A 19,785-nucleotide genomic window follows, 5' to 3' on the forward strand; every position below is an offset into this window, starting at 1 on the left:
GTGCCAGGCATGCGCGGACCGCGCGTCACCGGACGGCTGCCCGGCGGTATGCCCAGGTCGCGAGGGCCAGCGAGGCGACGCCGACGCCCGCGCAGACACCCAGATCGAGGAGCACGACGCCCCAGTCCGGATGCGCCCCGAAGGTACGGGCGAAGGCCTCCACGCCGTACGTCGACGGCAGCAGATCGCGCGCGTACTGGATGATCCCCGGCATGCGGTCGGCCGGCAGGACGCCGAGCAGGAGCGCCGCGGACATGCCCAACTGACCGAGCAGCGTGGCGAGTTCGGGCCGCGGCGCGAGCAGCCCGAGTGCGGCGCCGAGCCCTGCGAGCGCGGCACCGGCGAGCGGGATGACGGCGGCGAGCACCCACAGGTGCGCGAGCGGGAGCTGGAACATGACACAGCCGACGACGGCGGTCACCACGGTCCCCGGCGCGGTGAAGGAGGCGTACGCACCGGCGGCGCCCAGCACCACGGCGGCGGGCGGCACGGGCAGTGTCGCGTAGTGGTCGAGCCCGCCGGCGGCCCGCAACTGCCCGAAATACTGCGCGAGCAGATTAAGAGCCACAAACGCCACCACCAGCACGCTGGACCCGGCGACAACGGCCTGGGCCTCCCGGCCCCCGTCCACCACGCCCCGCATCAGGATCATGATGCCGACGGACTGGAAGGTGGCGACGAAGAGCAGCGGGATCCTGGCGACGCGCGCCCGCGAGAGCTGAGCGCGGTACACGGCCGCGAGGGACGGCAGGAGCCGGGCCCTCGGGGCGAGCTCGCCGACGGCGTCGACCTCGGCGCTCAGCCCGCTCGCGCCCGCCCGGGCGCCGCCCTGAAGGATCTCAGCGGGTACGACACTCACGGTGCGCGACTCCTGTCGTGACTGTTCCGTCGGGTACTACGTCCATGGGGGCCGCCGTGTTCAAGACTTCACCAGCCCCTTGGCCTCGCCGCCGAGCGCCAGGTACACATCTTCCAGGCTCGGCGTGGTCAGGGAGAAATCGTCGAGGGCGGCGAACGCGGGGCCGCCGGTGACGGCGGCGACGGCGGCCCGCGCCTCGTCGGGGCCGAGCCGCAGCGACCAGCGGCGCCCGGACTCGGCAGCAGAGGCCCGCAGCGCGGCGACGGCAGGCACATCGAGCGGCGCCCGCTCCCGCCACACGAGCTCGACACGCACCTCGCCGGCGACCTTCTCCTTCAGTCCGGCCGGGGTGTCGCAGGCGATGACGCGCCCACGGTCCAGAACAGCGACGCGATCGAGCACGGTCTCGGCCTCGATGACGTTGTGGGTGACCAGCACAACCGTGGCGCCGCTCTCGGCCCGCCGCCGGTCGACGGCGGCCCAGACGGCCCGACGGGCGACGGGATCCATCCCCGTGGTCGGCTCATCCAGCACCAGCAGCGGCCGCTCCCCCACAAGGGCAGCAGCAAAGCAGGCAAGCCGCCGCTGCCCGCCGGAAAGCTTCTTCAGGGGCCGCGACGCGATCGCCCCGAGCCCCAGCTCCTCGACCACGGCGTCCCGCTCGGCGCGGGCCGTACGCAGATCGAGCCCCCGCAGCCGCCCCGTCGTCTCGGCGGCGAGCGACACGGTCAGCTCGTCCAGGGCGCTCGACTCCTGCCCCAGGTAGGCCAGCATCCGCGAGGCCCGCTCCGGATACCGGACGATGTCGTGCCCCAGGATCCCGACGCTCCCGCTGTCGGGCCGCATCAGCCCGGTCAGCTGCCGCACGAGGGTGGACTTACCGGCGCCGTTCGGCCCGAGCAGCCCGAAGATCTCCCCGCGCCGGATCTCGAGGGACACCCCGTCGGTGGCCCGGACCGCGGCACTCCCGGGCGCTCCGCGACGCCCGCGGGTGGCGGGATACGTACGCACGAGATCCCGCACGACGCACACCACATCTCCCCGTCGCCCTCTGGGGGCCGCCTGTGCCGTGCGCGTACTCACGAAGGACGAGACTACGGGGTCGCACCCTCCGGACGACGCCCGGGTAGGGACATGCCACCGAAATCGGGACGCCCTCCCCACCCACGTACACAGATCGGTCGCCCCCGGCACGAAGGCAGCCGCACCCGCGACACAACGGAAGGGGCCCACCGGCGCGAGCCGGATCACCCCGACATGGGGCCACCCGCACCCGCACCCGCACCCGCACCCGCACCCGCACCCGCACCCGCCAAGAACACCACCCAAGGCAAGACCGCCCCGCCCCGCCCCGACTACTCCGCAGTCACCCGCTCCGCGGAGCTGCGCACATCAACCTCGCGCCAGAACCCGGCCCGGATCGCATACCGATCGTGCTCGTCGATCTGATCGTCCTTATGGGCAAGGAGCCCGAACCGCGCGGCATACCGCAGCAGTTCCCCGTCAATGCGATGCGGCACCCGGGGATACATGGTGGACAGCTTCTGCAACTCCACCCGGTCCCCCAGCCGCTCCATCCAACGCCGGGCGAACACCTGCCCCACCTCGAAGGGGTCACCTCCGACGGTGGTGATGTCCTCCTCGCGGTCGGCCCACCGCTGCTCCGCGGTGGTCAGCTGCGCCAGCGTCGGCAGGGACGCCGCGTCCGCGGACTCCCCCACGCCCCCGGGCCGCTCGACCCACCCCTTGTCGGACGACCACCGCAGCGTCGCGTTGGCGGGGTGCTGCGCGGGGTGGACATGAGGATGCGCGCCGAGCCCAGGAGCGGCACCGGGCCCCCGCAGGGCCGCGAGGTCCTTGGGCGTGGGCACGCCCTTCCCCACGCCACCCCGCTCGTCCTCGGTCCCTCCCCCGTCACCTTCACGCGCGGCCACACCATGATCGGCACCGTCACCGCCCGCCGCGCCCCCCGGCACCCCGCCGGAGACCGAGGCGCCGCCACCCCCCGGCACATCGGACAGATCCGCGGAGTGGTCCGCCGCGGAGGCGAGCGCCGACTCGGGCAGCGGCGCGGACAGAATCGCCGCGATCTCCGGCCGCGGAGCGGGCTGCGGCGCACAGATCCCGCCGACTTCCTTGGCCCGCACGGCCTTGGTGATCCAGGCCCGGTCGAGCACGCGCCGCTCATCGGCCTCGGCGACGAGGTCCTCGGACTGGTTGTAGTCGCCGTCAGCGGCCTGCACGGCCCACAGATGCACGGCGACCCCGTGCTCCTTCGCGGCCATCATGCCGGGCAGCAGATCGCCGTCGCCGGTGACGAGCACGATGTCGGAGCAGGCGCGGTTACGGGCGAGTTCGGTCAGCTCGGCGTGCATCGCCGCGTCGACCCCCTTCTGCGCCCACCGCCCGTCGCTCCGTGTCAGCGCACCGAGCCGCACGGTCACGCGGGGCATCACGCGGAGCCGGCGGTGCTCGGGCTGGGGCACCCGGTCCGGCGCCCCGTCGAACCAGTAGATCCGCAGAAGTGGCCGCTCGGTGTCGGATTCGGCGCGCTCACGCAGCCCCTGGATGAGGGCGACGTGATCGACGGTGATCCGGGACCGGGACGGCTCCCCCGCGAGGAGACTCGCGGCGGCCCCCAGCAGGTAACCGGCGTCCACCAGGACGATGCAACGGTCCACGCGATCCACCCTCTTTCGCTGAATTACCGGCGTCCGGAGGTCCCACGGTGTCGACGATCGCGGGTTCGCTTCGGGTTTCCTTCGAGTCTGCCCGACCACGCGGAGGTTAACGGCCCGAACTCGATCTTCGGCGTGGCGGATCCGGACGAAATTCCCGAGGCCGCCCGCTCACAGAACTCCCGATGCGGCTCCGACAACGCCCTGACAGCGCTTATTACGCACGGTAATTCTCTGAAATGCGTGCCCCGTCAGCATATGTGAATCTGAATCCGGCCCTGGCCCCTAGACCCCCCGCAGGAGGCAGTCACCATGGCCAAGAACAAGAACCGTAAGCAGGGCGACCAGCGCAGCCGCGCTTCCGCCTCCGAGCAGGCGTCCGAGAAGGCCAAGTCGGCCGGTATGGAAGCCCAGTCGGAGATGCAGTCGCAGGCTCAGGGCACCCCCGCGGATGTTGCCCGTAAGCACCAGCGCCGCTTCGGCCACAACTGACGCCTTCCGCAAGGCAGGTAGCCCTTAGGGCACACGGTGAGGGGCGTTCCCGGAATCTTCCGGGAACGCCCCTCACTCACGTAACCACCCACGCCTCAGGCCTCGCGGCCCGCCGCCTCAGCCCGCCAGGCAGGACGGCCCGAGCAGCACCTTGAGGTCGCCGAAGAGCGCGGGATCGGGCTGCACGCGATGCCGGTCGAGCCGCAGCACCGTTGTCTTACGGGCCCCTTGGAGCTTGATCCGCACCTCGCTGTTGCCCTTGTGGTGGCTGAGGATCTCGCCGAGCCTGCTGACCATCGGCGGGGTCACCTTCACCGTGGGGATGGTGATCGTCACGGGCGCGTTGGTCCCGGCGTTCGACAGGTCGGGGACCATGAGTTCCATCGCGACGAGGCGCGGCACGTCCTCGCGCTTGTCGAGGCGGCCCTTGACGAACACGACGGCGTCCTCGACGAGTTGGGTCGACACCAGCTGGTACGTCGCCGGGAAGAACATGCACTCGATGGAGCCGGCCAGGTCCTCGACGGTCGCGATGGCCCAGGCGTTGCCCTGCTTGGTCATCTTGCGCTGGAGGCCGGAGATGATGCCGCCGATGGTGACGATCGACCCGTCCGAGTAGTCGCCGCCGGTGAGCTGGCCGATGCCCGCGTCCGCCTTGTCGGACAGCACGTGCTCGAGTCCGAACAGCGGGTGGTCGGAGACGTACAGGCCGAGCATCTCGCGCTCCTGGGCGAGGAGATACGTCTTCTCCCACTCGTCCTCGGAGAATTCGACGTCGAGCCCGAAGCCCGGCTCGCTGCTGTCCTCCTCGCCCATGCCGCCGAAGAGGTCGAACTGGCCCTCGGCCTCCTTGCGCTTGACCTGTACGACGTTGTCGATCATCGGCTCGTACTGTGCGGTGAGGCCCTTGCGGGTGTGCCCCATCGTGTCGAACGCGCCTGCCTTGATCAGCGATTCCGTGGTGCGCTTGTTGCACGCGGCGGCCTCGACCTTGTCGAGGTAGTCGGGGAAGGAGGCGTACTTCCCCTTCGCCTTGCGGCTGCGGATGATCGACTCGACCACGTTCGTACCGACGTTACGGACGGCGGAGAGGCCGAAGAGGATCACGTCGTCGCCCTGGGCGGCGAAGTTGTGCTCGGACTCGTTCACATTCGGCGGGAGGACCTTGATGCCCATGCGGCGGCACTCGTTGAGATAGACCGCGGACTTGTCCTTGTCGTCCTTCACCGACGTGAGCAGCGCGGCCATGTACTCGGCCGGGTAGTTCGCCTTGAGGTAGGCGGTCCAGTAGGTGACGAGGCCGTACGCGGAGGAATGTGCCTTGTTGAACGCGTATCCGGCGAACGGCACCAGGACGTCCCACAGGGCCTGGATCGCCGCGTCGGAGAAGCCCTTCTTCTTGGCGCCGGCCTGGAAGAGGACGAAGTTCTTCTCCAGCTCCTCGGGCTTCTTCTTGCCCATCACGCGGCGCAGGATGTCGGCCTCGCCGAGCGAGTAGCCGGCGATGATCTGGGCGGCCTTCTGCACCTGCTCCTGGTACACGATGAGGCCGTAGGTGAGACCCAGGGTCTCCTTCAGCGGCTCTTCGAGCTCCGGGTGGATCGGGGTGATCTCCTGGCGCCCGTTCTTGCGCTCCGCGTAGTTCGTGTGCGAGTTCATTCCCATCGGGCCCGGGCGGTACAGGGCCGAGACGGCGGAAATGTCCTCGAAGTTGTCGGGCTGCATCTGGCGGAGCAGGGAGCGCATCGGGCCGCCGTCGAACTGGAACACGCCGAGCGTGTCACCGCGGCAGAGCATCTCGTACGTCTTGGGGTCGTCCAGCGGCAGGCTGAGCATCTCCAGGTCGACGCCCTTGTTGGCCCTCACCATCTTGACGGCGTCGTCCATGATCGTGAGGTTGCGCAGGCCGAGGAAGTCCATCTTCAGCAGGCCGAGCGACTCGCACTGCGGGTAGTCCCACTGCGTGATGGTCACGCCGTCCGTGTGCCGCGTCCAGAGCGGGGCGTGGTCGACGATGGGCTCGCTGGACATGATGACGCCGGCGGCGTGCACGCCCATCTGCCGGACCAGGCCCTCGACGCCCTTGGCGGTGTCGATGACCTTCTTGACGTCCGGCTCGTTCTCGTACATCCCCCGGATCTCGCCCGCCTCGCTGTAGCGCGGGTGGGCGGGGTCGGTGATGCCCGAGAGGTCGATGCCCTTGCCGAGGACGTCGGCGGGCATCGCCTTGGTGAGGCGGTCGCCCATCGCGTACGGGTAGCCGAGGACGCGCGCGGAGTCCTTGATCGCGTTCTTGGCCTTGATCTTGCCGTAGGTGCCGATCATGGCGACCTTGTCGGCGCCGTACTTCTCGGTCACGTACCTGATCACTTCGACGCGCCTGCGCTCGTCGAAGTCGATGTCGACATCGGGCATGGAGACGCGCTCGGGGTTGAGGAACCGCTCGAAGATCAGTCCGTGCGTGATCGGGTCGAGGTCGGTGATGCCCATGGCGTACGCGACGATCGAACCGGCCGCCGAACCACGGCCCGGGCCCACCGCGATCCCGTTGTTCTTGGCCCACATGATGAAGTCGGCGACGACCAGGAAGTACCCCGGGAACCCCATCTGGATGATGATGTCCATCTCGTACTCGGCCTGCTTCTGCCGGTCCTCGGGGACGCCGCCCGGGTAGCGGCGGTTCATGCCGACCCGGACCTCTTCCTGGAACCAGGTGACCTCGGTGAAGCCGTCCGGGATCTCGAACTTGGGCATCAGGTCGCGCTTCTCGAACATGCCCGTGGTGTCGATCTGCTCGGCGACCAGGAGCGTGTTGGCGCAGCCCTCCTGCCAGGCGTCCGAGGAGTCGATGGCGTACATCTCGTCGGTCGTCTTGAGGTAGTAGCCCGTGCCGTCGAAGCGGAAGCGGTCCGGGTCCGAGAGGTTCTTGCCGGTCTGGATGCACAGCAGGGCGTCGTGCGCGGTCGCCTCGTGCGCGTACGTGTAGTGCGAGTCGTTCGTCACCAGGGGCGGGATGCCGAGCTTCTTGCCGACCCGCAGCAGGTCGTCGCGGACCCGGCGCTCGATGTCGATGCCGTGGTCCATCAGCTCCAGGAAGTACCGGTCCTTGCCGAAGATGTCCTGGTACTCGGCCGCCGCCTTGACCGCCTCGTCGAACTGGCCGAGGCGAAGGCGCGTCTGGAGCTCACCGGACGGGCAGCCGGTCGAGGCGATGAGCCCCTCCGACCACTGGGAGATCGTCTCCTTGTCCATGCGCGGCCACTTCGTCAGCCAGCCCTCCGCGTACGCGTCCGAGGACAGCTTGAAGAGGTTGTGCAGGCCCGTGCTGTTCGCCGCCCAGATCGTCTTGTGGGTGTAACCGCCCGAACCGGAGACGTCGTCCCGCTTCTGGTGCGGCTGGCCCCACTGGACCTTGCGCTTGTTGCGCCGGGACTCGGGGGCGACGTACGCCTCGATCCCGATGATCGGGACGACGCCCGCCTTCTTCGCCGAGTGGAAGAAGTCGTACGCCCCGTGGAGGTTGCCGTGGTCGGACATGGCGATGTGCGTCATGCCCATTTCATTGCAGGCGTTGAACATGTCCTTGAGCCGCGCGGCACCGTCCAGCAGCGAGTACTGGGTGTGGACGTGCAGGTGCGTGAACGGCGGCTTTGACACGACTTCGGCCTCCAACGAGAACGGACGGAAACGGACCGGTGACGGGCAGCGGTCGGTCTCGGGGGACAGCTTGGAAGTCTACGGGTGGCCACTGACATCCGAGATGAACACTGCGACGCGCAGCGTCCCGATGAGGGCAGAGGTCGGGTGGTGGAAGGGCGGGCACTCGGGGGTACGGTCGTGCGTTGGACAGAGCAGGACAGCTGTCCCCCACGTCACGATCCACGGTCACCGTCCGCCGTCACCCCCGACGGCACAGTCCGCACCAGGAGGCACCCCGCGATGTCGGTCCCGCAGCCCACCGCTGAGCAGCGCGGCGAGCAGATCCTCACCGTCTTCGACACCGCGTTCGGCGAGCTCCTGGCCGCCGATCCCGCGGCGTTCCGGGTCAAGTTCCGGAAGATGGCCTCGTCCGCCTTCGCGTTCTACCGCGGCACGGCGTGCCTGTTCTACGCGGACCTGGAGCGCGAGCGGCACGGCGGCCCGTACCTGGACGACCGCACGGGCCGGGTGTGGATCCACGGCGATCTGCACGCGGAGAACTTCGGCACGTACATGGACTCCACGGGCCGCCTGATCTTCAATGTGAACGACTTCGACGAGGCGTACGTCGGCCCCTTCACCTGGGACCTCAAGCGCTTCGCCGCCTCCGTGGCGCTGATCGGCTACTCCAAGGCACTCAGTGACAAGCAGATCACCGAGCTGGTGGGCACATACGCCGGCGCGTACCGCGAGCGGATCCACGCGCTGGCGACGGGCGCGAAGAACGACGAGGTGCCGCCCTTCACCCTGGACACCGCCGAGGGCCCGCTCCTGGACGCGCTGCGCGACGCCCGCTCCCTGACGCGCTTCGGGCTGCTCGACTCGATGACGGAGATCCGTGACTTCGAGCGCCGCTTCGCGCCCGGCGGCGGCTCCATCGAGCTCGACGCGGCCACGCGCTACAAGGTCCTCGCGGCCTTCGACGGGTACCTGGAGACGCTCCCCGAGTCGTCCCTGACCCGCCCCGACTCGTACCGCGTGAAGGACGTCGTGGGGCGGCGCGGCATCGGCATCGGCTCCGCGGGCCTGCCCTCGTACAACATCCTTCTGGAGGGCAACAGCGACGCCCTGGAGAACGATGTCGTGATCTACCTCAAGCAGGCGCAGACCCCGGCCGTGTCGCGGCACATCACGGACGCGGCGATCCGGGACTACTTCGAGCACGAGGGCCACCGCACGGTCATCTCTCAGCGCGCTCTCCAGGCGCACGCGGACCCGTGGCTGGGCTGGACCGAGCTGGACGGCTCGGGGCAGCTGGTCGCCGAGGTGTCGCCGTACGCGGTGGACCTCGACTGGTCGGACATCGACGACCTGGACGAGATCGCGGCGGTCGTCGCCGACCTCGGCCGGGCCACGGCGACGATGCACGCGGCGGCCGACGACCTGTCCGGGCAGTCCCTGGTGCCGTTCTCCACGGAGCGGGCCATCGACGCGGCCATCGCGGCGGACGAGGACGGCTTCGCCGGTCTGCTGGTCGACTTCGCGCACGACTACGGGGCACGCGCGCGTGCGGACCACCAGATCTTCGTCGACCTCTTCCGCAACGGCCGGATCCCGGGCCTGTAGGCCGCAGGGGCCGACAACGCTCCCGTAACACACAGCGACCCTTTAGGGGTCTCTTACAGGAACGCATGGCACACTCCTCCGCGATGGACGACATATCCGGGACCCAGCTCAGAGCCGTGCGCGCGGCGCTCTTCACGGCGCTCGTCGTGACGCTCTCCGCCGCGTCGCACGTCCTGCTGTCCCGGGTCCCCCTTCCGGTGGTGACGGTGGCGGCCACGGCCTTCGCCGTCTTCGTCCTCGCGTACGCGCTGGCGGGGCGCGAGCGGAGCTTCGGCCGGATCGCCGCCCTGCTCGTCCCGCTGGAGCTGGCCGCCGACACGGTGTTCACCACGGGTCAGCACGTCTGTTACGGCGCGGCGGGCGGGCCCGTCGCCGGGCCGCTGCGCGCGGTCGGCCTCGACGTCCTGTGCGGCGGCGGCCTCGGTGCGCCGCTGGCCCGCATGACCGGCGGACACACCGACAAGGCCGCCACGCTCCTCGCGCACACCGATCCGGCAGCCGCCTGGCTGCTCCTCGGCGCACATGTCGCCGTCGGCCTTCTTGCCGCCGCCTGGCTGCGCCGCGGCGAGCAGGCGCTGGCCCAGCTGCTGCGCGCGGTCGCCGGGTTCACCTTCCGGCCGCTGCTGATCGCCTTCGCCGCGGTACGGGCCCACCTGGAGCCCGTACGCCGCCTGCCGCGGCGCCCCTCGCGCCGGGTGCGCGCCGCGCGTACGCAGCTGTGGGCGCACTCCGTGGGACGGCGCGGACCGCCGTGCGTGGCCCTGGCCGCCTGAGGCCGGGCCCGGCACAGCAGTCCCCCCGAAGACTTCGCAGAACCCACACGGAGAACGATCATGAGCCAGAGGAACAGCCAGGCCGCGAAGAGGGCCGCCCGGGAGCGGCTTCGCGTCGAGCGCGAGAAGCAGGCCAAGAAGGAGAAGGCGAAGCGGCAGGTGACCGTCGCCGGTGCCATCGTCGCCGTCCTGGCGATCGCCGGCGGCATCGGCTTCGCCGTGATGCAGGCCAACAAGCCCAGCTACTGGGAGGCCGCGAAGGACGACAAGCTGGTCGCGCCCGCGAACTCGTCGGGCAAGAACGGGACCACGGTCGTCATCGGCAAGGACAGCGCGAAGAAGACCCTCGAGATGTACGAGGACCCGCGCTGCCCGATCTGCGCCACCTTCGAGCAGACCGTCGGCTCGAACGTCGACAAGGACGTCGAGGCCGGCAAGTACAAGATCCAGTACATCGGTGCGACGTTCATCGACAACAGCGACAACGGCGAGGGCTCCAAGAACGCCCTCAGCGCCCTGGGCGCCGCGCTGAACGTCAGCCCGGAGGCGTTCCTCGAGTACAAGACCGCGCTGTACTCGAAGGCGAACCACCCCGATGAGAGGGACGACAAGTTCAAGAAGGACGCCTACCTGATCAAGGTGGCGAACACCGTCGACGCCCTCAAGAACAACAAGGCGTTCCAGAAGGACGTCAAGGACGGCACCTACGACAAGTGGGCGCTGACCATGTCGAAGAAGTTCGACGACAGCGACGTCAAGGGCACGCCGACCCTCAAGATGGACGGCAAGACCCTCACCGGGCCCGACGGGAACGCCCCGATGACGGTGGCCGACTACACGACCGCGATCGACAAGGCCCTCAAGGCCTGACGGTCCTGCCGGCGGACTGCTCTGCCGGCTGACGCGCCGTCGAAGTGTGGGCGAACTCTTCGGAGTTCGCCCACACTTTGCTTTTACTGGTCAGTAATGTGATCGCTCGTGACCAGTCGACTCAAGATAGACAGACCTCTCGGCACCGCAGCCGGGACGGCCGATTCCCTTGCCCCGCGCCGCCGTTCGGTCGTGAAGGCCGCCGCCGCCACGGCCGGCGCCGCAGCCCTCGCCCCGCTCGCCACCGCGCCCGCCGCCCACGCGGCCGACGGGCCCGCCTTCCTGCACGGCGTCGCGTCGGGCGACCCGCTGCCCGACGGCGTCCTCCTGTGGACGCGCGTGACGCCCACCCCCGATGCCGCGCCCGGCTCCGGGAAGGGCCCCGACACGGACGTCCGCTGGGAAGTCGCGCAGGACAAGGACTTCCGCCAGGTCGTCGCCCACGGCACCACCACGGCCCGGGCGTCCGCCGACCACACGGTCAAGGCCGACGTAAGGGGCCTGCTCCCTGCGAGCGTCTATTACTTCCGCTTCTCCGTAGAAGGCGCTCAGAGCGCCTTCTCCCCCGTGGGCCGCACGCGCACGGCGCCCGCGCTCGACGCGCAGGCCGCCGGGGTCCGGTTCGGCGTGGTCTCGTGCTCCAACTGGGAGGCCGGCTACTTCTCGGCGTACCGCCATCTCGCCGCCCGCACCGACCTGGACGCCGTCCTCCATCTCGGCGACTACATCTACGAGTACAAGACCGGCGAGTACCCCGAGGCCAAGTACGTCGTCCGGCAGCACGAGCCGCGGCACGAGATCCTCACGCTCGCCGACTACCGCGTGCGCCACGGCCTGCACAAGACCGACGCCGACGTGATGGCCGTGCACGCCGCGCACCCGCTGATCGCCATCTGGGACGACCACGAGTTCGCCAACGACGCCTGGTCGGGCGGCGCCGAGAACCACACACCCGGCACCGAGGGCGACTGGGCCGCACGCCAGCAGGCCGCCAAGCAGGCCTACTTCGAGTGGATGCCGGTGCGCCCGTCCACCGCGGGCACGGTCTACCGCCGCCTGCGCTTCGGCAAGCTGGCCGATCTGCACCTGCTCGACCTGCGCTCGTTCCGCTCGCAGCAGTCGACCGTCGGCAACGGCGACGTGGACTCCCCCGAGCGCTCGATCACCGGCCGCGCCCAGCTCGACTGGCTGAAGGCGGGCCTGGCCGCGTCGGACGCCTCGTGGAAGCTGGTCGGCACCTCGGTGATGATCTCGCCGGTCGCTTTCGGCTCGCTGCCCGCCCATCTGCTGGAGCCGCTAGCCGAGTTGCTCGGCCTGCCGACCGGCGGCCTCGCGATCAACGTCGACCAGTGGGACGGCTACACGCACGACCGCAAGGAGCTGATCGCGCACCTGCGGGACAAGGCGATCCGCAACACGGTCTTCCTCACCGGCGACATCCACATGGCCTGGGCGAACGACGTGCCGGTGACGGCCGGAACGTATCCGCTCTCCCCGTCCGCGGCCACGGAGTTCGTCGTCACGTCGGTGACCTCCGACAACCTCGACGACATCCTGCACGTGGCTCCGAACACCATCTCGACGGTGGCGGAGGGCGCCATCAAGGCGGCCAACCGGCATGTGAAGTGGCTGGACATGGACGCGCACGGCTACGGCGTCCTCGACGTCACCGTCGAGCGCTCGCAGATGGACTACTACGTCGTCTCCGACCGCAAGGATCCGGCCGCGACGACCTCCTGGGCGCGCTCCTACCGCACGCTCAGCGGCACGCAGAAGGTCGAGCGGGTGAACACGCCGGTGCGCTGACCCGGACTTCGCGTGGCGGACAAGGGGCCAATTCCGGCCACTCGTCGGCGCGTTAAGAACAGATCACAGCACTACGGCGGGTGGTGCTGTCCGCGGATCGAATGCGGACACACCGCCCGCCGCGGTAACCGCTCCCGTTACGTACGGATCCCAAACTCCGGACGCCACGCGAAAATTTCTTCCCGTTGCCCCGAATTGCCGGAGGAAGAGCGGTAGTTGATTGGGCCAGAACTTCGCTCTTCAAGGACTGACATGGCCACGTAATCTCCCCGCGGCGGCGAGGAAGTTCCTCACCCACCCGTCCGCGAGGAGTCCGCATGACCACGCTTGCCCGAATATCTCCGCTGATGCGCCGCCGGCTGATCGGCACCGCGCTGGTGGCCGGAACCCTGGCCATCGCCCCGCTGTCCGCACCGTCGGGCAGCGCCGCGACCGCCAAGGCCTCGGCCTCCGCGCAGAAGTGCGCCGACAGCGGCAACGCCGTGGCACGCGAGAAGAAGCCCACCGGCGCCGGTCACGCGCAGGAGCCGAACGAGGTCAGCGCGGCCAAGGCCAAGTCCATGGACGCGGACCTGCAGCGCAGACTCGACAGGATGCGCGCCGACGGCACGCTCTCCAGAGGCCTCGCCGCCGCGTCGACCACGATCCCGGTCTACGTCCACGTCATCCACGACGGCGCGACCGGCAACCTCTCGGCGACCGACATCACCAAGCAGATCGACGTCCTGAACGCGGCCTACAGCGGCCAGGGCACCGGCAACAACGACTCGGGCTTCCAGTTCACCCTGGCCGGCACCGACTACACGGACAACGCCGCCTGGTACAACGGCATCACGCCGGGCTCCGCCGCCGAGAAGTCCATGAAGTCCACGCTCCGCAAGGGCGGCGCGAACGCGCTCAACTTCTACACGGCCAACCTCGGCCAGGACCTGCTCGGCTGGGCGACCTTCCCGTCCTCGTACAAGTCGAACCCGTCCGACGACGGCGTGGTCATCCTCGACACCTCGCTCCCGGGCGGCTCGGCCACCAACTACAACGAGGGCGACACCGGCACCCACGAGATCGGCCACTGGATGGGGCTGTACCACACGTTCCAGGGCGGCTGTAACGGCAACGGTGACTACGTCTCCGACACCCCGGCCGAGAAGAGCGCCGCTTTCCAGTGCCCGACCGGGCGCGACACCTGCACCAACAAGACGGGTGTCGACCCGATCCACAACTTCATGGACTACACGTACGACTCCTGCATGTACCAGTTCACCGCGGGCCAGGTGCAGCGGATGAAGGACAGCTGGACGGCGTACCGCGCGGGCTAGCGGACCGCGGTACGGCCTAGAGCGAATCGAGGAAGCCGAGCGCCACCCGCCAGGTGGCCTCGGCCGCCTCCGCGTCGTAGTCCGGCAGTTCGGGGTCGGTGTAGAGGTGGCCGGCGCCCGCGTACCGGTAGACCTCCACGTCGGCGCCGGTCCGGCCCATCTGGAGGTACCAGGCGCTCAGCCAGTCGTCCGTCTCGAACGGGTCGGGCTCGGCGACGTGCAGCTGTACGGGCAGCTCGTCGACGGAGGCGTTCTCGGCGATGTCCGAGGTGCCGTGCAGGAGCAGCAGGCCGCGCGCCTTGTCGTCGCCGAGGGCCAGGGTCTGCGCGATCGAGGCGCCGAGGGAGAACCCGGCGTAGACGAGCCCGCGCTCGGAGTACGGAGCGGCGGCGAGGATGGCGCGCTTGAGCAGCTCGTCCTTGCCGATCTCCTCGTTGAAGGCCATGCCGTCCTCGACGGTGTCGAAGGTGCGGCCCTCGAAGAGGTCCGGGGTCCACACCTCGTGTCCGGCGGCCCGCAGCCGGTCGGCCGCGTCACGGACGGCGGGACGCAGGCCGTACGTCGAGTGGAAAAGCATGATGTTCATGGGGCCCATGGTGCCATCCGGGGGCGCCCGTCACCGTCAGCGGCCGCGCTCCTCAGCGCAGGCTGCGCACGTCGAGGTGGCGCAGCACGCGGTCCACGATCTCGGGGTCGGCGCCCGGCTCGCTGCGCGCCGCGAGCACCTCGTGGCGGGCGGCGGAGAGCATCTCGTTCTGGATGTGGCGTACGCGCCTGATCCTTGAGAAGCGCTTGGCGTGGGCCTCCTTGCGTTCCTCGCTGCCCAGTTCGGGGTCGATGCGCAGCCCGATGTCGTAGGCCCTGCGGGCCATCTGGTCGGAGAGGTCGTCGGGCAGCTCCTCGACCTCCTCGATCTCCTTGAGGCGACGCTTGGCGGCCCTGGCCGCGCGGAGCGCGAGCTGCTGCTCGAACTCCTTCTCCTTCTCGGCGTCCGCCTTGACCCCCAGCTTCTTCACCAGCCAGGGCAGGCTCAGCCCCTGGAGCACGAGGGTGCCCATGATGACGCCGAACGCGATGAAGACGATCTCGTCGCGGTCGGGGAACGGTGACTTGTCGTCCATCGTGAACGGGATGGCGAGGGCCAGCGCGACGGAGGCGACCCCGCGCATTCCGGCCCACCACATGATCACGGTCTCGCGCCAGGAGATGGGGATGTCCTCGTCGAGATCCCGCCGCGCATGCAGACGCCGCGTCAGCCAGGTAGCCGGAAGCAGCCACAGCAGGCGTACGAAGATGACGACCGCCACGACGGTGCCGGCCCAGCCGAGCATCTCGCCCCAGCGGCCGGACGCGGTCCTGATCGCGTTGTGCAGTTCGAGACCGATGAGGCCGAAGGCGACTCCGGTGACGAGTGTGTCGACGATGTCCCAGAAGGCGCGGCCGGTCAGCCGGGTCATGACGTCGTCCGCGTCGAACGCGTACTCGGCGAGGAAGAGCGCCGTGACGAGTACGGCGAGCACCCCGGAGCCGTGCAGCTCCTCGGCCAGTACATACGAGGCGTACGGCATCAGGAGCGTCAGGCCGATCTGGAGCGTGGAGTCGTCGAGGAAGTCCATCAGCTTGTTCGCGGTCCAGCCGATCACGAGCCCGACGACGAGCGCCACGACGGCGGACAGGAGCAGCGAGACGACGGCCTCCGGCCACGAGAAACTGCCGCTCACGACGGCGGCGATGGCCACGTGGTAGAGCACGATCGCGGTCACGTCGTTGAACAGGCCCTCGCCCTCCAGGGTCGACACCAGGCGGCGGGGCAGGCCGAGTTGGCCGGCCACCGCGGTCGCGGCGACGGGGTCGGGCGGTGCGACGAGGGCGCCGAGCACGACGGCCGCGGCGATCGGCAGGCCCGGCACGATGGCGTTGGCGACGAACGCGACGGCCGCCGTGGTGACGAAGACCAGGGCCACGGCGAGCAGGAAGATCGGTCTCTTGTTCGCGGCGAACTGTCGCCATGACGTGCGCTTCACGGCCGCGTAGAGCAGGGGCGGCAGCAGGATCGGGAGGATCAGGTCGGGCGGGACCTCGACGTTCGGCACGGCCGGGAGGAGCGCCAGGCTGATGCCGAGCAGCGTCATCAGCACGGGCGCGGGCAGCCCGAGCCGGTCTCCGAGCGGCACGCTCAGCACGGCCCCGAGCAACAGCACGAACAGCAGGGCCAACTGATCCACGGTGTGCACCCCGGCGGGTAACGGCGGTCAAGCCATCGGACGATCAAGTCCCCAGCGTGCCACGCACATCGCTCTGTGGTGATTTGTGGCGCGAGTCGGCACCGTCGGGACCGGACACCCCTTAGGGAGCGTCCGGCTGCCCCAGCGCCTTCCGCATCGCCCGGTGCGGAATCCCCGCGTCGGGAAACTCCGGCCCGTACACGGCATAGCCGAGGCGCTCGTAGAACCCCAGCGCATGTGTCTGCGCGTGCAGGTCCACGGCGACGAGCCCACGCTCCGCCGCGGCGTCCTCGATGGCCCGCACGAGGGCCGCGCCCACGCCGAGCCCGCGCGCGGCCTTCGCCACCGCGAGCCGGCCGAGCGCGCCGACCCCGGCGTCCCCGCCGTTCTTCGCCACCGCGGCGGCGCCGGTCAGCAGCCGCCCCGTGCCGAGCGGCTCACCGTCGGCGCGCAGCGCCAGCACGTGCACCGTGCCGGGACCGGCGTCGTACTCGTCGTACTCGAGCTCCTGAGGAACCCGCTGCTCGACGACGAAGACCTCCTGGCGCACCGCGAAGCACGCCTTGCGGTCGGCCTCGCTGTCGGCGACCCGCACCACGTACGCGCAAGAGGGCTGCGGCGCGGTCACGAGCTCTCAGCCCGGACGCGGTCCAGGGCCGTCTGCAGGTCCTCGGGGTACTCGCTGGAGAACTCGACCCACTCGCCGTCGGCCGGGTGCTCGAAGCCGAGGCGCACGGCGTGCAGCCACTGCCGGGTGAGGCCGAGCCGCTTGGCGAGCGTCGGGTCGGCGCCGTACGTCAGGTCGCCGACGCAGGGGTGCCGGTGGGCGGACATGTGCACGCGGATCTGGTGCGTGCGCCCCGTCTCCAGCTTGATGTCGAGGAGGCTGGCGGCGCGGAACGCCTCGATGAGGTCGTAGTGCGTGACGGAGGGCTTGCCCTCGGCCGTCACGGCCCACTTGTAGTCGTGGTTCGGGTGGCGCCCGATGGGGGCGTCGATCGTGCCGCTCATCGGGTCCGGGTGGCCCTGGACCAGCGAGTGGTAGCGCTTGTCGACGACGCGCTCCTTGAACTGGCGCTTCAGCGTCGTGTACGCGCGCTCCGACTTGGCGACGACCATGAGGCCGGAGGTGCCGACGTCGAGCCGGTGGACGATGCCCTGGCGCTCGGCGGCGCCGGACGTGGAGATCCGGTACCCGGCGGCGGCGAGGCCGCCGATCACGGTCGTCCCGGTCCAGCCGGGGCTGGGGTGCGCGGCGACGCCGACCGGCTTCATGATCACGACGATGTCGTCGTCGTCATGGACGATCTCCATGCCCTCGACGGGCTCGGCGACGATCTGCACCGGGGCGGGCGCCTGCGGCATCTCCACCTCGAGCCAGGCACCGCCGTGCACACGCTCGGACTTCCCGACCACCGAGCCGTCCACCGCGACCTTCCCCGCCGCGGCGAGCTCGGCGGCCTTGGTGCGGGAGAAGCCGAACATGCGGGAGATGGCGGCGTCTACGCGCTCGCCCTCCAGGCCGTCGGGCACGGGCAGGGTTCGGATCTCGGGAATCGTGCTCACCCATTGAGTATGCAGGAGCCCGCCGACACTCCGGACCGCGCTACCGGACCACGCCAGGGGCAAGCCCCTGGTCGCTCAGTCCTTGTGGACGGTCCCGTCCGGGTCGAGGCCGCGGAACGACAGGAGCACGATCAGGATGCCGCCGCACACGATCGCCGAGTCGGCGAGGTTGAACACGGCGAAGCTCTTCGGCGCGATGAAGTCGACCACGGCCCCTTCGAAGACGCCGGGCGAACGGAAGATCCGGTCGGTGAGATTGCCCAGCGCCCCGCCGAGGAGCAGGCCGAGCGCGATCGCCCAGGGCAGGCTGTAGAGCTTGCGGGCGAGCCGGGCGATCACGACGATCACGGCCGCGGCGATCACGGTGAAGATGATCGTGAAGGCCTCGCCGATGCCGAACGCGGCGCCCGCGTTCCTGATCGCCTCGAGCCGCAGCCAGTCACCGAGGAGCTCGATCGGCTCGTGGTGCTCCAGCTTCGCGACCACGATCATCTTGCTGACCAGGTCGAGGGCGTACGCGAGGGCGGCCACCGCGAACAGCACGGCGATCTTCCGCTTGCCCTTGGGCCGCTCCTGGGCCTCCCCGCCGTTGTCCGGCCCGTCTGCCCCCGCATCCGGGGTGTCCGGAGTACCGATGACGCGCTCCGCCTCTGCCACGTGAGTCCCTCAACCTAGGTACCTGACTGAGGACGAGAGTACGGCACACACGTACGCCCTCAGCAGCCCAGGAGCGACTCCATGACGGAGCGCGCCGCCGGGTCAGTAACGGCGCTCCTGCTTCTGCTTGCACTCGACGCACAGGGTCGCCCGCGGGAAGGCCTGCATCCGCGCCTTGCCGATCGGGTTCCCGCAGTTCTCGCAGATCCCGTACGTGCCCGCGTCGAGCCGCTCCAGGGCGCGCTCGGTCTGCTGGAGCATCTCCCTGGCGTTCGCGGCCAGCGACAGCTCGTGCTCCCGCGTGATGTTCTTCGTGCCGGTGTCCGCCTCGTCGTCGCCGGCGCCGTCCCCGGAGTCCCTCATGAGCCCGACGAGCGCCTTCTCCGACGACTCGATCTCGCTGTTCAGGCGCAGCGCCTCGCTCTGGAGCTCCGCCCGCGCCTCCGCGACCTCGGCCGGGGTCCAGGGGTCCTCGCCCGGCCGTACCGCGAGCTCGCCCGGCTCCACGGCCGCGACCCGCGCATTCGGCACCGCGCGGGACGTCTTCGCCGTGGCCGTGCCGGGGGTCTTCTTCGCAACCACAGTCGTGGCTCCCGTCGTCTCCGCGGCCGACGCCGCGCCATCGGCCGCGGACGCGACCGCCTTCTTCTGTGCGCTCTTGTGGCCAGTGGCCTTCTTGACCGCGTTCTTCCTGGCGCCCGTTCTCCCGGCCGAGCCCTCCTCGGCGACGGCGCTTTCCGCTTCCCCGGAGGCATGCGCGGTCTTCGCGCTCTGCGTGGCCTTCGTGGACTTCGCAGCCTTTGCCGACTGCGCGGTCTTGTTGGCGGTCTTGGTGGGACCGGAGGTCTTGGTTACGGTCTCGGCCGCCGCCATCGCGGCCTTCGCCGTCTTCTTGGCGGCCGCGCTCTTCGTACCCGTGCTCCCCGCGCTCTTCGTAGCATTCTTCGTGGCCGCCGCGCTCTTCTTGGCCACCGTCTTCGTCGCGATGCTTTTCTTCCCGGCGGCCCGCTTCTTCGCCGCCGGGACCGCGTCGGCCGACGCGGTCGCAGGCACCGCTTCCTCGACCGCGGCCTTCGCGCCGACGGACGCCTCACGCACCCCCGCCGGTCTCTTTTTCGCCACCATGGCCGCGGCCCCTTCACATTTTGTGATCTTGCTCGCGAATCGTGCTGGGACGATAAATCGACTTCTGACCCGCGGCAACGGGGCACACCGCCCGATGCGCCCGCCCCGCACGTCCCGCGCGGCAGACTTGCAAGCGTTGTGCCCAGCTCCCCG

At 69.9% G+C, this 19,785-nt stretch carries 16 protein-coding genes; 6 read left to right on the forward strand and 10 right to left on the reverse strand.

The window, feature by feature from the left end; all coding sequences use genetic code 11:
- Positions 1 to 25: 25 nt before the first annotated feature.
- From ACWIGU_RS20995 to ACWIGU_RS21005, 3 genes are all read right to left on the reverse strand, one after another.
- Entirely contained in the window at positions 26 to 859 is an 834-nt protein-coding gene (locus tag ACWIGU_RS20995) for an ABC transporter permease (RefSeq protein ID WP_454402942.1), read from the reverse strand.
- 60 nt (positions 860 to 919) lie between these two features.
- Positions 920 to 1,942 carry an ABC transporter ATP-binding protein gene (locus ACWIGU_RS21000; RefSeq protein WP_454402944.1) on the reverse strand — a complete coding sequence of 341 codons (1,023 nt, stop codon included), beginning with the start codon at positions 1,940 to 1,942 and terminating at the stop codon, positions 920 to 922.
- A 272-nt stretch (positions 1,943 to 2,214) separates the two neighbouring features.
- Entirely contained in the window at positions 2,215 to 3,540 is a 1,326-nt protein-coding gene (locus tag ACWIGU_RS21005) for an NYN domain-containing protein (RefSeq protein ID WP_454402946.1), read from the reverse strand.
- A 309-nt stretch (positions 3,541 to 3,849) separates the two neighbouring features.
- Between ACWIGU_RS21005 and ACWIGU_RS21010 the strand changes: the two genes are divergently transcribed.
- Positions 3,850 to 4,029 carry a hypothetical protein gene (locus ACWIGU_RS21010; protein ID WP_326776187.1) on the forward strand — a complete coding sequence of 60 codons (180 nt, stop codon included), beginning with the start codon at positions 3,850 to 3,852 and terminating at the stop codon, positions 4,027 to 4,029.
- A gap of 117 nt (positions 4,030 to 4,146) precedes the next feature.
- Here the strand turns inward: ACWIGU_RS21010 and dnaE are convergent, their stop codons facing one another.
- Entirely contained in the window at positions 4,147 to 7,686 is a 3,540-nt protein-coding gene (dnaE, locus tag ACWIGU_RS21015) for a DNA polymerase III subunit alpha (RefSeq protein ID WP_454402948.1), read from the reverse strand.
- A 282-nt stretch (positions 7,687 to 7,968) separates the two neighbouring features.
- On the opposite strand from dnaE, the gene ACWIGU_RS21020 reads away from it, so the two are divergent.
- The 5 genes from ACWIGU_RS21020 (at position 7,969) to ACWIGU_RS21040 (ending at position 14,059) form a co-directional block, all read left to right on the forward strand.
- Positions 7,969 to 9,294, forward strand: coding sequence for a DUF2252 domain-containing protein (locus ACWIGU_RS21020; RefSeq protein WP_454402950.1), 1,326 nt, complete (start codon positions 7,969 to 7,971; stop codon positions 9,292 to 9,294).
- A gap of 83 nt (positions 9,295 to 9,377) precedes the next feature.
- The gene (locus tag ACWIGU_RS21025; RefSeq protein ID WP_454402952.1) at positions 9,378 to 10,067 is read left to right on the forward strand and encodes a hypothetical protein; all 690 of its coding nucleotides are present in this window, start codon (positions 9,378 to 9,380) and stop codon (positions 10,065 to 10,067) included.
- 60 nt (positions 10,068 to 10,127) lie between these two features.
- Positions 10,128 to 10,937 (forward strand): thioredoxin domain-containing protein, encoded by an 810-nt coding sequence (locus tag ACWIGU_RS21030; RefSeq protein ID WP_454402954.1) that lies wholly within the window; start codon positions 10,128 to 10,130, stop codon positions 10,935 to 10,937.
- Between the two features lie 108 nt (positions 10,938 to 11,045).
- Positions 11,046 to 12,743: an alkaline phosphatase D family protein gene (locus ACWIGU_RS21035; RefSeq protein WP_454402956.1), complete on the forward strand. Its 1,698-nt coding sequence runs from the start codon at positions 11,046 to 11,048 to the stop codon at positions 12,741 to 12,743.
- Positions 12,744 to 13,060: 317 nt separating this feature from the next.
- Positions 13,061 to 14,059 (forward strand): zinc metalloprotease, encoded by a 999-nt coding sequence (locus ACWIGU_RS21040; protein WP_454402958.1) that lies wholly within the window; start codon positions 13,061 to 13,063, stop codon positions 14,057 to 14,059.
- A 16-nt stretch (positions 14,060 to 14,075) separates the two neighbouring features.
- On the opposite strand, the gene ACWIGU_RS21045 is transcribed toward ACWIGU_RS21040, so the two are convergent.
- From ACWIGU_RS21045 to ACWIGU_RS21070, 6 genes are all read right to left on the reverse strand, one after another.
- Positions 14,076 to 14,645 carry a dienelactone hydrolase family protein gene (locus ACWIGU_RS21045; protein ID WP_356283383.1) on the reverse strand — a complete coding sequence of 190 codons (570 nt, stop codon included), beginning with the start codon at positions 14,643 to 14,645 and terminating at the stop codon, positions 14,076 to 14,078.
- A 52-nt stretch (positions 14,646 to 14,697) separates the two neighbouring features.
- Positions 14,698 to 16,284 (reverse strand): Na+/H+ antiporter, encoded by a 1,587-nt coding sequence (locus tag ACWIGU_RS21050; RefSeq protein ID WP_454402960.1) that lies wholly within the window; start codon positions 16,282 to 16,284, stop codon positions 14,698 to 14,700.
- Between the two features lie 121 nt (positions 16,285 to 16,405).
- Positions 16,406 to 16,912, reverse strand: coding sequence for a GNAT family N-acetyltransferase (locus ACWIGU_RS21055; protein WP_454402962.1), 507 nt, complete (start codon positions 16,910 to 16,912; stop codon positions 16,406 to 16,408).
- Positions 16,909 to 17,850: an RluA family pseudouridine synthase gene (locus ACWIGU_RS21060; protein WP_100592232.1), complete on the reverse strand. Its 942-nt coding sequence runs from the start codon at positions 17,848 to 17,850 to the stop codon at positions 16,909 to 16,911. The genes ACWIGU_RS21055 and ACWIGU_RS21060 overlap by 4 nt, the downstream gene beginning before the upstream one ends.
- Positions 17,851 to 17,925: 75 nt before the next feature.
- Positions 17,926 to 18,507 (reverse strand): signal peptidase II, encoded by a 582-nt coding sequence (lspA, locus tag ACWIGU_RS21065; protein WP_356283390.1) that lies wholly within the window; start codon positions 18,505 to 18,507, stop codon positions 17,926 to 17,928.
- Between the two features lie 102 nt (positions 18,508 to 18,609).
- On the reverse strand, positions 18,610 to 19,632 hold the full coding sequence (locus ACWIGU_RS21070) for a TraR/DksA family transcriptional regulator (protein WP_454402965.1): 1,023 nt from the start codon (positions 19,630 to 19,632) through the stop codon (positions 18,610 to 18,612).
- Positions 19,633 to 19,785: the final 153 nt, after the last annotated feature.

It is taken from the genome of Streptomyces sp. NPDC055400 (genome assembly GCF_053644375.1).

Bases quoted from the DNA above. Each gene is read 5' to 3' on its own strand.
- ACWIGU_RS21020 (WP_454402950.1), top strand. From the start codon at position 7,969: ATGTCGGTCCCGCAGCCCACCGCTGAGCAGCGCGGCGAGCAGATCCTC.
- ACWIGU_RS21010 (WP_326776187.1), top strand. From the start codon at position 3,850: ATGGCCAAGAACAAGAACCGTAAGCAGGGCGACCAGCGCAGCCGCGCT.
- ACWIGU_RS21045 (WP_356283383.1), bottom strand. From the start codon at position 14,645: ATGAACATCATGCTTTTCCACTCGACGTACGGCCTGCGTCCCGCCGTC.
- ACWIGU_RS21070 (WP_454402965.1), bottom strand. From the start codon at position 19,632: ATGGTGGCGAAAAAGAGACCGGCGGGGGTGCGTGAGGCGTCCGTCGGC.
- ACWIGU_RS21025 (WP_454402952.1), top strand. From the start codon at position 9,378: ATGGACGACATATCCGGGACCCAGCTCAGAGCCGTGCGCGCGGCGCTC.
- ACWIGU_RS21040 (WP_454402958.1), top strand. From the start codon at position 13,061: ATGACCACGCTTGCCCGAATATCTCCGCTGATGCGCCGCCGGCTGATC.
- ACWIGU_RS21030 (WP_454402954.1), top strand. From the start codon at position 10,128: ATGAGCCAGAGGAACAGCCAGGCCGCGAAGAGGGCCGCCCGGGAGCGG.